General features: G+C 33.0%; 11 protein-coding genes. 5 read left to right on the top strand and 6 right to left on the bottom strand.

Features of this window, described 5'->3' with window-relative positions; genetic code table 11:
• Positions 1-8: 8 nt before the first annotated feature.
• The 5 genes from AC0KUU_RS24170 to AC0KUU_RS24150 form a co-directional block, all read right to left on the bottom strand.
• A complete protein-coding gene (locus tag AC0KUU_RS24170) occupies positions 9-1,892 on the bottom strand; it encodes an ABC transporter ATP-binding protein (protein WP_043981768.1) in 1,884 nt (627 codons plus the stop codon).
• Complete coding sequence (locus AC0KUU_RS24165; protein ID WP_322552759.1) at positions 1,858-5,076, bottom strand: lantibiotic dehydratase; 3,219 nt, start codon at positions 5,074-5,076, stop codon at positions 1,858-1,860. Before AC0KUU_RS24165 ends, AC0KUU_RS24170 begins: the two co-directional genes overlap by 35 nt.
• An 85-nt stretch (positions 5,077-5,161) precedes the next feature.
• Positions 5,162-5,302 (bottom strand): gallidermin family lantibiotic, encoded by a 141-nt coding sequence (locus AC0KUU_RS24160; protein WP_043981766.1) that lies wholly within the window; start codon positions 5,300-5,302, stop codon positions 5,162-5,164.
• Between the two features lie 74 nt (positions 5,303-5,376).
• Positions 5,377-5,517, bottom strand: a complete 141-nt coding sequence (locus AC0KUU_RS24155; RefSeq protein ID WP_043981766.1) for a gallidermin family lantibiotic — start codon at positions 5,515-5,517, stop codon at positions 5,377-5,379.
• A 74-nt stretch (positions 5,518-5,591) separates the two neighbouring features.
• Positions 5,592-5,732, bottom strand: a complete 141-nt coding sequence (locus tag AC0KUU_RS24150) for a gallidermin family lantibiotic (RefSeq protein WP_043981766.1) — start codon at positions 5,730-5,732, stop codon at positions 5,592-5,594.
• A 223-nt stretch (positions 5,733-5,955) separates the two neighbouring features.
• On the opposite strand from AC0KUU_RS24150, the gene AC0KUU_RS24145 reads away from it, so the two are divergent.
• The 5 genes from AC0KUU_RS24145 to AC0KUU_RS24125 all read left to right on the top strand — a co-directional run bounded on the left by AC0KUU_RS24145 (position 5,956) and on the right by AC0KUU_RS24125 (position 10,435).
• Positions 5,956-6,129 carry a hypothetical protein gene (locus AC0KUU_RS24145; protein WP_322552760.1) on the top strand — a complete coding sequence of 58 codons (174 nt, stop codon included), beginning with the start codon at positions 5,956-5,958 and terminating at the stop codon, positions 6,127-6,129.
• Complete coding sequence (locus tag AC0KUU_RS24140) at positions 6,116-7,078, top strand: polyprenyl synthetase family protein (RefSeq protein ID WP_043981765.1); 963 nt, start codon at positions 6,116-6,118, stop codon at positions 7,076-7,078. Before AC0KUU_RS24145 ends, AC0KUU_RS24140 begins: the two co-directional genes overlap by 14 nt.
• A complete protein-coding gene (locus AC0KUU_RS24135; protein WP_322552761.1) occupies positions 7,065-9,215 on the top strand; it encodes a sensor histidine kinase in 2,151 nt (716 codons plus the stop codon). The genes AC0KUU_RS24140 and AC0KUU_RS24135 overlap by 14 nt, the downstream gene beginning before the upstream one ends.
• Positions 9,187-9,795, top strand: a complete 609-nt coding sequence (locus tag AC0KUU_RS24130) for a response regulator transcription factor (RefSeq protein WP_080781677.1) — start codon at positions 9,187-9,189, stop codon at positions 9,793-9,795. The genes AC0KUU_RS24135 and AC0KUU_RS24130 overlap by 29 nt, the downstream gene beginning before the upstream one ends.
• A 193-nt stretch (positions 9,796-9,988) precedes the next feature.
• Positions 9,989-10,435, top strand: a complete 447-nt coding sequence (locus AC0KUU_RS24125; protein ID WP_457770730.1) for an NmrA family NAD(P)-binding protein — start codon at positions 9,989-9,991, stop codon at positions 10,433-10,435.
• Positions 10,436-11,004: 569 nt separating this feature from the next.
• Here AC0KUU_RS24125 and AC0KUU_RS24120 read toward each other — a convergent pair.
• A complete protein-coding gene (locus AC0KUU_RS24120) occupies positions 11,005-12,339 on the bottom strand; it encodes an MFS transporter (protein WP_377559511.1) in 1,335 nt (444 codons plus the stop codon).
• Positions 12,340-12,420: the final 81 nt, after the last annotated feature.

Here is a 12,420-nt window from a genome sequence, read left to right as displayed (position 1 = left end):
CTTTCTCCTTATGAGCTTGCTTGTGTTGCACTGGCTTCTATATAACTCTTAGCTTGCAGATTAAATAATCTGGCGTATATTCCATTTGTATCTAAAAGTTCTACATGAGTTCCATACTCAGCGACCTTTCCTTTATCAAGTACCATGATCCTGTCAGCGTATTTTACAGTTGAATAGCGATGAGATATGAAAAGTCCCATACTTTTCTGGGCAATCTCTTGAAAATCTTGAAAAACTTCCTCTTCGGCAGCTGGATCTAAAGCAGCAGTCGGTTCGTCAAGAATGTATAAACTTGCTCTTCTCATATAGGCTCGTGCAATAGCAATTCTTTGCCATTGGCCTCCAGATAATTGAATACCGTTAGCAAAAGTTTTTCCAAGCTGAGTATCCATTTTATCAGGCAAGCTATCAATCATTGTAAGCGCTCCGGACCTCTTAGCTGCTGCTTGTATAGCTACTAAATGATTAGACCTTTTGTAATCACCATAACCAATGTTTTCTTTGACATCTAACTCATATCTCACAAAATCTTGGAAAATAGCACTAATTCTATCCTGCCAATCCTGCGGCTGATAGTCCTCAATTCTTTTACCATCTAAGAGAATAAGTCCCTCATAATCTGTATATAGTCGTGTTAGTAGCTTAACAATTGTTGATTTTCCAGATCCATTAGATCCTACTAAAGCCAAAGTCTCTCCAGGTTTAATATGAAAATTAACATTTTTTAATGTGTAATTTTCTTGTCCTGGATATTTAAAGGATACATTTAAAAATTGAATACCTTTTTCCACTGAAGAGATATTTTCTAATGTTTTTTTCTCGGAGACACTAGGTTTAGCTGTGTTTTCCGGAACGTTAAGGAAGGAAAATAATTGTGTCATATATAGATTGTTCTGATGCATGTTAAAAATCATATACATTAACTCATTTGACGTTTTTTGAGTCGTGTTGACAGCTTGAAAATAAGCAATAAGGCTACCAATAGCAATTAACCCTTGGATTGTATCCCTAACGATCATAAATTGAATGAATATTACAAAAACTACACTTATCAATTGAAAAGATAAATCAATTCTCATCTTTTTTAAAAGCAAATGTCGATCCTGATTATAGAACTTACTAAATAAGTCCGAATAATTTCTTAGTAGTAAGCTACCTAATCCAAATATTTTAACCTCTTTAACAGTAATATCAGTGGTCATTAGATAATAGTAATAAAACTGTTTTCTTGTCTCCTCTGCTCGCTTATGGCTTACTAAAAATATTTCTTTTCCCACATTCACAATAGACCAGGCAGATATTAGAGGTAATAAAATTAAGATCAACGTAAACTCCCAGTTCCAAACCATTAAAATTATTGAAATAGAAATTAAAGTAATAGCACCTTTTACGATACCCATTAACTCTTCAAAAATAGCAAACGGCTTATACGTAGAATCTTGCCTTGCTCGTTGGAGTTTATTATATACCTCTGGATTTTCAAAGCTTGCATAAGGTAATCTTTTCGCTTTTTCAATCAATTTTACATTTATCTTGTTAGACAGTAGATTTCTGTACAATTGCTTATGCGTTTCTAGGATTGAACCCGTAACGCTGGTTAATAAAGTGACAACTGAAAAGAAGATAAAAAAAGGTAAAATGTCGTAAAAATAGTTATCTTTGTACCCTTGGGTATACAGATTTTGGACCATATTTACAAGATATTTAATTGATAAAATCAAGGAAGCTGGTAATAGCCCATTTAGAAAATTTAGGATAAGAACACAGAAGAAATATCCTCTGTGTGTCTCCCACAAAAGCTTAAACAGATTCGGCCAGTATCGAAAAGATTTTAGAATGCTAACAAATGATACCTTCTCATTTTCCATTGTAGGATCTAGCGTATTCTTCATTCTTATTCCTCCAATACTTCTGGCTGGACAAAATATGTCTAGTAAAAGCTAATGCTTTCTTTTCTAATTCTCTATTTGCTCCTAATAATCGATTACAGTACATATGAATAATTGCTCCCATAATCATTTGGTGCTCATTCCAAAGCATATCTCTTTTTTGTAACTCTTTAATTTCAATCACATAACGGGCTAAAGATTCTTTGCGAATCAAGAAGCTTCCATATATAGATTTGCCGACTCCAGAATTATAATTACGCAAGTTTTCCCAATCATTTCGTGAATCTCCTATTAGGGATAGTTCTTTTCGAAATGGTCTAAATTCATCTATATACTCATATTTTTCTGTATTATTTTCTATAGAGGCTAATTGTTGTTCGTAATTCAAGCCAAAGTTATCCATGATGTCTATAATTGAAAGTGATGCCATTACATAAGCTGGAAGATGATTTTGTTGGTTTAACGTACTAAGAATCATGGCTACAGACTGACTATCGTAATAAAAATAATCCTCAGCTTTTTCTATTAATATGGGACCACCATAACGCTCTACTTCTCGTTCATATGTGTCGATAGTAATCTTTTGGATTAATCCTAAATCCATTAGTTTATCTGCCCACTCCCTTAAACGAGGAAGGACTAGCCCACTAAGCTTAGAAGGGTCTCCCTGAAACCGTAAACGAATATGTGAATCTGGATCGCGGTAACGCATAAAAAACCAGGATAATGCCATATCACTTTTAACCATTTCACTAGCAAAAGGCGTAAGATGTTTTAATATTAAGTCATTCTCTCTTGTGTTTGGAGCATAGAGTTTCACATATAACCACTCGCTCCCTGGCAACTTGTAGATTATTTTATTACTTACAATATCTTTTTTCGCTTCCCCTATTGCACCAATTTTCTTTCTTCGCTCAGTGTTTTCTGTTTTCTTTAATGGAACAACTATTTCTACAGCATGTTTCCCCAAAGGGCTGTTTAAGCAATTTTGATCCCGTTCTTGAAAAGTTTCTCTTAATTGTAACCTTCCTTGCTTGAATAATTCATTTTTTAGTTCACGTAGGTGTAAGGTGTTCTCCAAATCAATTAAGATGCGATTATCTCCGTAAGTCATAAATACATTACGAGGAACTGCCCACTTTTCACGCCACTCTTCAAAAGCTTTAAAAAATTCTTCCTCATTCTGAGGTTTCTCTCTCATACCGAAAACATCTTTATTTAATTTCCAAATATTAGGTGAAAATATGATGTTTTTATAACGAATTCTTGGGTAGTAAGGAGAGTGTGTCATACTTCCCCAATTGAATGGTCGCCATTGGTCTAAATCATTGAGTGAAATCTCCCTCATAAAGCGATAAATATTAGGTCCACTTTGATAATTAAGCATGTTACCAGCTACTACTTTAATGCGTTTGCCTAATTTTTTTGACTTCATATAGAAGTTCTCTAACGATGCCCCTACCACAATATCATCGATAGGTAACTGGATTGTCTCTTCATCACCGTTTGTTCCCAAAGTAACGTTCACTTTTCTTGTCGTTTTTCCAATTGCTACGTTGGCTGATCGGCCAGTTGCTGGAAGAAAGGAGCCTTCTACCATCACAGTATCTTCGTTGAATTCAAGGTCAATTTTTTGTTGATACTGTTGTATTTTCAACGAAACATCCGGATCTAAGATATCTAAAAATCGACCAAATGTGCTACCTAAGGCGTTAGATCCAGGGTTAGGACTTAAACAAAATGTATAGTTACCTTGATCTAAGTCTTCTTGTGAAGCAGCATGTAACTCTCCATATACTTCTAAAGAATCCGGCGCATATCTTCTATCTTTTTCTTTACTCAATCTCTGAGCTATTTCTTCAGTAATCTCGATTTCTTTTTCTTGATTATGAATAGCTCTAATAAGAAGATATGATAACTGACTATTACGTTCTTGATTTATAGAAGAGGTGGTAGTATCTCCTCCCCTTTTCCCCTTGGGATTTTGATAAGAGGCAGGTGCACCGAGACCTAACTCCTCACTTAATAATTCCAGTAAAGGAACTTCCCTAGATGTTCCGTATTTTTCTAAAAAATCAACATGATATTTTTGTAAATGAGGAAATCCAACTCCCTCATCAGCTATCGACCATAATATTTGAGCAGCTCTGCTTATGTCTTCTCCTACCTTTTCTCCAATAGTTAAATCTGTGGCATTTAAGGAGAAATCTACTTGAAGAGGCGTTGTGACTTCATTAATCTGTCGCATTTGTGAAATCAAATCACTATAAAGAGAAAGGCCTTCTCCTAATGGTAATTGATTATAAGTATTGATTAGTTCCCTTACCTTTAACAATCCCTCATAGAGCTCTATCTTCTCATCTTTTTCTTCTAATTTTCCAAGGAGATAATTAAATGGATTATCAACAGTTAAAGGAGGCCTTAGTTCCGTTATAAGATATTCTTGTTCCAATAGCTGTATAATAAAGCGTTGAATTATTGTCAAATCTGTATTTGGATAAATAGTATGTAACCTTTGTGTAATTTCTCTGACCGTTATTCTTTCCTCAGCTAAATTGAGAACCTTTTCAACCACTTCGTTGTACATTATAGAAATATTTTCCTTTTTATCCATTCCTTTTTTTCGAAGTTGACCACATTCAGTTGAAAATGGCAAATGAAGACGATCGCCTACTACATACGATGCACGATTCTTATCTACAATTAGAGAAGGAAGGATATTGCTTCTTTCTAAAACTGAAATAACTCCCAAAAGCCACTCCATATCTGGTCGTGCCCTCTTTTTAAACTCTTTGAAATGATCTATTTTTAGGGAAGAAGTCTTTTTAAATTGTCCAGCTGCTACTCCCGAGAAAGCTCCAAAAGGAGTTGGTCTAGTTGTCATTCTCAACATGTAACGCAATGTAGAAGATAGAACTTGTTGGGTTTTTCTATTACTTAAATCACCATGTATATAATGAAGGGAATTTAATAGAGAAGGACTTGCAATAGCAATGGCTTCTTTTACATAATCTTTTTCCACATAATCTCTTAACTTTTCCACTAATGTTGTTTCATCCTTAAGTTGGTCGAAGGTGTGGGTTGGTAGAAACGGGGTTCTTAACATAAAAAATGGAAGAGGTTCAAATAAATTATTTTCGGTAGTTACACTAGATTTATGATTGAATTTTTCTTTTTGTACTATCAATTTTTATCTCCCTTTCCTTTTATAATATAATTCAAAAGAAGAGAAAAGAGGGAACAACATTGTTTCCCTCCTTTTCGACTTCTAATTAGCAGCAGAAGCTGTTCCAACTACCTGTATCTCCACAACCTGGCGTACACAGGGATACACTTGTGATTTGCGGATCTACATCACTTGAAGTTGTTGTTACTTGTACATCTAAATCAAAAAGGTTTTTTACGTTATTCATTTTTCATTCCCCCAGAAAGTTTTTATTAAGAATTATATCTTGTCCATTTCCTTTTTATAAAACTCTATTGTTAATTAGCAGCAGAAGCTGTTCCAGCTACCTGTATCTCCACAACCTGGTGTACACAGGGATACACTTGTGATTTGCGGATCCACATCACTTGAAGTTGTTGTTACTTGTACATCTAAATCAAAAAGGTTTTTTACGTTATTCATTTTTCATTCCCCCAGAAAGTTTTTATTAAGAATTATATCTTGTCCATTTCCTTTTTATAAAACTCTATTGTTAATTAGCAGCAGAAGCTGTTCCAGCTACCTGTATCTCCACAACCTGGTGTACACAGGGATACACTTGTGATTTGCGGATCCACATCACTTGAAGTTGTTGTTACTTGTACATCTAAATCAAAAAGGTTTTTTACGTTATTCATTTTTTATTCCTCCAGAAAGTTTTTATTAAGACGTTATGTCTTATACATTTAATTTACCAGACGCTTTTTTATAAAGAATCCGTATATACCGCAATAAGATTTTGTAAATTTCCGCATATGCAAAAAAATACATAAAAGTATAGTATTGAAAAATAAATAGTTCTATTGTAGATTTTTACTTATAGTAGTTTAATAACCATTTTCTAGAAAGAGGGTTTTTCTTATGACTAAAAAACTATGGAGTTTTTTAATGGAAATGAAAAAAAATAACCTTACCTTTGAAAATTATGAGTTATGTCCATCTTTGAATGCCCTATCATCTGAAGAAAAAGTTATATTAAATGAATATGCAAGAAGTATAGTTCTAGGGAACGAGGCTGGGAATGAATGGGTTTAGAAGTGATTTAATTGACCACATTAAACAACATCTTTCTAGCTATAAGCAAAATGGAAGAGCAGAAGTAGACTTTCTTGCTCTAAAGCAGCTCTCTAAAAGAGGAAAATTATTAAACCAAGAACTTTCAGGATTTTCATGGGGAGAATTATACCTTACTCTCTCTTATTTTTTGAAAAGAAGAAAAATGACAAAGGAAGATTTTGAAAGGGCTTTTGGTATCGAATGTATATTCTTATCTGCAGACATAGTAGATGATATATGTGATTGTGACGATCCAAATCTTCCAACCTTTCAAAATGAAGATCGATATCTTATACTTATTTCTCAATATCTACTGGCAAAAGGCTTCTCCTACCTCAGACCTATCTCAACCTCTTATGAAGACAATTGCCTCTTTAACCTTATAATGGAGTCGGGAAGTGGCGAGTGGCAAGACCTTCACTTCCGTTTCTCTATAAATAAACGAGTTATACCTACTGAAGAAGATTACTTTAAACTGATTAAACAAAAATCTGGTAAACTTACAGAGATAATTGCCCAAGCTATCGATCCTTCACACGTTATATTAAAAAAAATCACTTATTATATAGGTGTAGCTGGTCAATTGAGAAATGATGCTGCAGACGTACTGAATGACGAGAAAAGTGATCTTCGAGATTTAAAAGCGTACCTTCCTTTTTTAAAAGCTTATGAGTATAGCTGTGATACACAAGATGATTTTTTTCATAAGTTAAAAGATGAAGAAATCATGACCTCTCCTTTAAAAAGACAGTTGATAAGGGAGTACATAGAACAATCAGGCTCTATCGATTATTGTCATATCTTATCTAGGTTTTACTACATGAAAGCATTTAAGCTTTTAGAAGAGCATTTTAAGCTTTCAAAGACAGAAATGAAATACTTCAAATCTTTATTTCTACAAAGGAGTCAACAGCATGAACAAACATAATTTATTAATTTGTTTGCCTTTAGGCACTTTGTACATAATAATTTTTATAGTGAACGGATATTATTTATATCTAAGTGATTTTAGAAAATTTGTGGATTCACCAACTTTACATTCTTTTTATGTAGTAAGTGTTATTAGTCTGATATTTTTCAGCATTGGATTATTTAGCTTTTTTAAGAAACAAAAATCAATCGTAATCAAAAATTTCTTCTTATTAACATCCGTCTCTGGTATTGCTATTTCTACCTCTGTTTTGTCCAGTCAAGATATACCAGTTTTCAAAAGTATAGAGATCATTAGTGTATTTATGCTCTCTTACCTATTACTAAGTTTCTTTGCTCACTTCCCAGTTTCGACTAAACCTAAGTATGTGAAAATTATAATTTTTTTATCGTTAATTTTCTCAACTCTATCATCTGTAGTTTACTTAATTTGCAATTACCTTGGTTATGTAGAGCATTCTAATTTTTTTTACATATACAGAGTGTTATTAATTGGTAACTTGTTTCTTAGTATTTCTGGATGTATTTTCTTTATATCTTTGCATCTAAAAACCAATTCATTAAAAGTAAGAAATCAGTTATATATCTTGATTTTCGGAATTGTTTTTAGCTTTGGTCCACTTTTTTTATTCAACTTAATACCTGGATTAATTTTTGGAGAATCTCAAATACCTTTTGTCTATTGTTTGCCCAGCATTGTAGTCTTTCCACTGACGACTTCTTATCTACTGGTGAAACATGAAATTATTGAAGTCGAATTGGAAATTACTAAGTGGATTAATATATTGCTTTTTTACATACTTAACTTTTTACTTTTTAGTATTTTAATTAAACAATTCATGCATCTTTCTAATAGAGAATTATTTGTTATATGTAGTGTAGGCCTTTTGTCTGCATGGTCCTCGATTTTCCTTTATAAGTTAGGTATTAACACTTTTATACATAAAAAGACAAAAAATAAAGAGACTACGGACCTAAATGAAATTGAACTTTTCCAAACATTGTCCAAAGAAAAGCATGCTAAAAACCTTGCAAAAATTATAGGAAAAGTTATTCATCAGAAGTTTGATATCAATGGTTTATGCATTGTATGGAATTCTAATAATATATATCATTCATTACATGAGACGGGCATTTTCCAAACCATGAATCAATTTAACTTTCTTAATGAAATAAATAAGCTTGAAAAAGATATACTTCTTATTGAAGATCAAATCCCGAGTATACATATGCATTTTGAAAAATATCACTTAATCTGTTTTCCAATCGCAATAAACCAATTAGTTCAAGGTGTTATTGTGATAGGTGAGAAAAACAACCATACCCTCTTCCAAGGGAAAGAGTTCAATGAGCTTAAAGAACTAATATGTGAATCAGCAGATATACTTTCAAGTGCAGCTATTCTCAATATTAATGAAAAGCAACTACGTCGAACCAAGACAAGAGTTAAGAACTGGAACCAATTTAACCATCAAGTAATTCAGTCTCTAGAAAACGAGAGGAAAAGATTGTCTATCTTCTTACATGATGAAATCCTTCAGAGTCTGATTTTACAATTAAATGAAGTTAGAATAATGCAAACAAAAAGAAAATTCTCAGTGACTTTACTAGATGAAATGGATGATCAACTTGAAGGAATGATTTATAACATTCGAAAGATGTGTCATGACCTTCACCCTATCATCGTAGAAGATTTGGGCCTAGAGCCAAGTTTACAGTCTTTAAAACGGGAATTTGAATTAAACTATAGTATTTTAATTCATGTTCAATTTAATTGTGAGTTCAAAATCATTTCCAAAAATCATGAAATACAAGTTTATCGTATAATAAAAGAGCTGTTAAACAATGCTGTTAAACACTCAAAAGGTAAAAACATTACGGTTCTTATTTTAGAAGAGAATGGTTTCTACCAGTGCAGTGTAAAAGATGATGGAATAGGATTTGATGTCCCGGACAATTTCTTTGATTTTAGTAAAGGTAACCACCTTGGTTTATTAACTATTCATCGCCAAATTGCCGAATTAAATGGGAGTATAAGAATTTCTTCTGATAAAGGACAAGGTACTTTCGTCACATTCACTATTCCATTGGACTGGGGGGATAAAGATGAGTATACGTACGCTACTAGTGGATGACCATTTACTTGTAATGTTAGGGATTAGAAGATTACTAGAAAGTGAAGAAGACATTGAGATTATAGATACGGTCAGTGATCCTTCTTCTTTACTTGAAGTTGTAGGAACTACATCCCCTGATGTAGTAGTTACAGATGTTCGTATGAAAGAATTTAACGGAATTGAGTTAACAAAAGAACTATTATCTAAATTTCCAGAAACAAAAGTTGTTATTTTATCAGGGTATGATCATGAAGAATACTACAATGCAGCATTCAAAGCCGGCGCTAGTGCGTATATTACAAAAGAAAGATCTGCTTTCGATCTAGCTAATGCTATCCGTCAAAGCAATATGGGTTATATACTATTTTCTAAAAACCAAATTAGTACAAAGGATTTTGAAGCCCTTACTTCTGCAGAGCAAAAGATACTTCTTTTAATTTCCAAAGATAAGACTAATTACGAAATTAGTATGGATCTTTCGATTAGCAAAAGAACAGTAGAATATCATATTTCTTCTATTATTAGAAAACTAGATGTAGATTCACGAGTAGGAGCAGTAGTAAAAGGAATAAAAAAAGGATTAATTGAAGACTTTTAAAACTTAGAAATGACAGTTTTGTAATAAAAAGCGCTAGACACTGTGTCTTGCGCTTTCTTGTTAATATATTATAAATTTATATACGAAAACCTCTAACATTCATCTATCGAATAGCTACCTATACATTTGTTGTGATCTCCATTCCTCCCTCACATTGTGAAAAGGTTTTAAAGAAGGATTTTCATCTTGGACAATACTAAAGCCAGCATTCATGATGGATAATTTTGCTCAACCTAAATCTACTTTTATGTTTCCTCATTTACAACAAGGAGAAGTAAGAACGGCTATGTTAGCAGAGACAAGTTTAGATTTAATTGCAGCAGATGCTATTGCTGCATTTGACAACTCTGAGAAATTCAACAAAAAAAGTATTGAGTTGGCTTCAGAGAGTTTGACAATGAAAGAAGTAGCAGAAATACTGGCAAGTGTTACAGGAGAAAGTATTATATCTGTTTCACTTAGTCCTCAAGAAGCTGAAGAACAAGGTATCTTGCATGGTCTAGTAAGATCTCAAGAATGGAATAATAAAGTTGGATACACAGTAAATATTAATTCATTGAAACCTTATAATATTAAATTAACTTCTTTTAATGAATGGGCTGAGAAATATAAAAACGACATTAAGGTAAATAGAGTGTAAGCAGCTTAACTTAATAATATATAACTCTTTAGTTAATACCTAGAACACGTCTTATGTAAACTAGAAAAAGAAATAAGCTCTTTTTTATTTAATATTTTATTTGGAGTTGCAGCCAGAAGACTGAGCCACCCTCTTCCTTTCTGTCATGTTGATTACACCTGTTCGCTATGTATTTTTATCAAAACATATTCGTATCATACAGTTGGCAAGCACCCATGAATTTTTCACATAGAAAAAAGCACCCTCATCGTTAATGGCATTGGAGAATAAGGGTACTTCTTGAGAATTTAAGTTTTCTATACTAAAGTATAAAAAAGATTAGGTCTATAGTTATTATAACACACAAACTGATAGGTTGTCATACAAATTTGAATGTAGAAGAGCACTCCTCCATTCAAATAACAGGAGTGCTCTTCTACATGGGCATAAATATTTTTATCATTTTGTAACTTAACAAAATATCTTTTTTAAGAAAGCATATAAATTTTTATAGTTTTATATTTCTGAATTCTTAGATTAACCATCTTTTTTCTTTAGAAGCTTTTTATCCTATAAAAGAATAATAGTTCTTACAATATAATGTTTTCCTCATTATGCATATCCGATATATGACTTCGTTGTCCTGGTTTCACAAATATCATAGATACCATTCCAATTATTACAGCAATGGCAGCAGCAGTAAACATAGCATTATACCCATGTGTCGCAACAAGGCTTCCTGTTAGCGTAGGCGCAATGATAGTTGCCAGGTTTGCAATAAAATGAGTTACTCCCCCAAAAGTTCCTGCTTTATTGGGCTCTGTATCAAGAACAACTGTCCAATAGATCGAATTGGGTAGATAATTAAAGGCATTACCTATACACATTAATAAAAGCACTGAGGCCGCGCTTCCAACCGTTGAGATCAGCATAAAACAAATAGCTGTAAAAAATAAGCAGACTACTGTGAACCAGGATCTAGCTATACGCAAATTTCCAGTTTTCTCACGTAATTTATCCGAAATTTTCCCTCCTATTAATCCTGTAACAATAGCACCTACCCATGGGATCATACCTATATACGAAAGAGAAGCTAAAGAATAATTAAATTCATCTTGCAGATATTTTGGAGTCCAAGTTAGTAATAGGATATTGACATACAAAAATGCAAAGTACCCAATAGCGTTCATGACTAATGTAGGGTTTTTAAAAAAATAATACCAAGGAACATTTTGGGGATTTGTTTTATCTAATTGTAATTCACCTTTTATTAAATTATCCGTGCTTCGAATTTTTTGAAGTTCAATTTTTGAAACTATCGGATGATCTTCAGGTAAATTTGTAAATATTTTTCTCCATATTAATACCCAAATAAAACCTAATAAGCCAAGAATAATAAATGTTACCTTCCAATTAGTGAACGTGAGAAGCCCCACTACAATAGGTGCCGTGACCAATGCTCCAATTGGAGTTCCAACTAAGCCAAGTGCTACAGAAAAACCTTTTTCTTTTGGGGACACCCAATTTGCCATTGTTCGGTTCATTGTAGATAAAGTAGGCCCTTCAGCCAGACCAAATAAAACACGAAATACCGCAAAAGCAGCTAATGCAGAACCTCCAAAAAATGCTGCACCTATGTGACCAGCAAATATAGTGCCAATTTCAAATATTGACCATGTAGTTCCAGCAAGAATCCACATAAACTTAGGACCTTTCTTATCTGCTAATGCTCCTCCAAATAGTGCTCCGAAAATATAACCATAGCCAAAATAACCCAAAATTGCTCCCCAGCTTACTGGATTTAAGTTGAATTCTTGAATAATTTCAGCCTGAGCGTATGAAAGTGCTCCTCTATCTATGTAATTTATGATGGTTATAATAACAATCATAAAAATAATAAAGTAGCGATAATTATTTTTCACCAATTATTTCTCTCCTCTCTCATTTGGTCACTCTTCTTACTGAGATAGAAAGCTTCATAATAAATGTCTAGAAATTTGGCACTT

It is taken from the genome of Priestia sp. ST2 (assembly GCF_055810735.1).
Note: the sequence above shows the minus strand (reverse complement) of the source record. Positions and strands in the feature narration are given on the sequence as shown.

What these genes read in the sequence shown, in the direction of transcription:
- AC0KUU_RS24170 (WP_043981768.1), bottom strand. Translation starts at nt 1,892, where the DNA reads ATGAAGAATACGCTAGATCCTACAATGGAAAATGAGAAGGTATCATTT.
- AC0KUU_RS24160 (WP_043981766.1), bottom strand. Translation starts at nt 5,302, where the DNA reads ATGAATAACGTAAAAAACCTTTTTGATTTAGATGTACAAGTAACAACA.
- AC0KUU_RS24155 (WP_043981766.1), bottom strand. Translation starts at nt 5,517, where the DNA reads ATGAATAACGTAAAAAACCTTTTTGATTTAGATGTACAAGTAACAACA.
- AC0KUU_RS24150 (WP_043981766.1), bottom strand. Translation starts at nt 5,732, where the DNA reads ATGAATAACGTAAAAAACCTTTTTGATTTAGATGTACAAGTAACAACA.
- AC0KUU_RS24145 (WP_322552760.1), top strand. Translation starts at nt 5,956, where the DNA reads ATGACTAAAAAACTATGGAGTTTTTTAATGGAAATGAAAAAAAATAAC.
- AC0KUU_RS24140 (WP_043981765.1), top strand. Translation starts at nt 6,116, where the DNA reads ATGAATGGGTTTAGAAGTGATTTAATTGACCACATTAAACAACATCTT.
- AC0KUU_RS24135 (WP_322552761.1), top strand. Translation starts at nt 7,065, where the DNA reads ATGAACAAACATAATTTATTAATTTGTTTGCCTTTAGGCACTTTGTAC.
- AC0KUU_RS24130 (WP_080781677.1), top strand. Translation starts at nt 9,187, where the DNA reads ATGAGTATACGTACGCTACTAGTGGATGACCATTTACTTGTAATGTTA.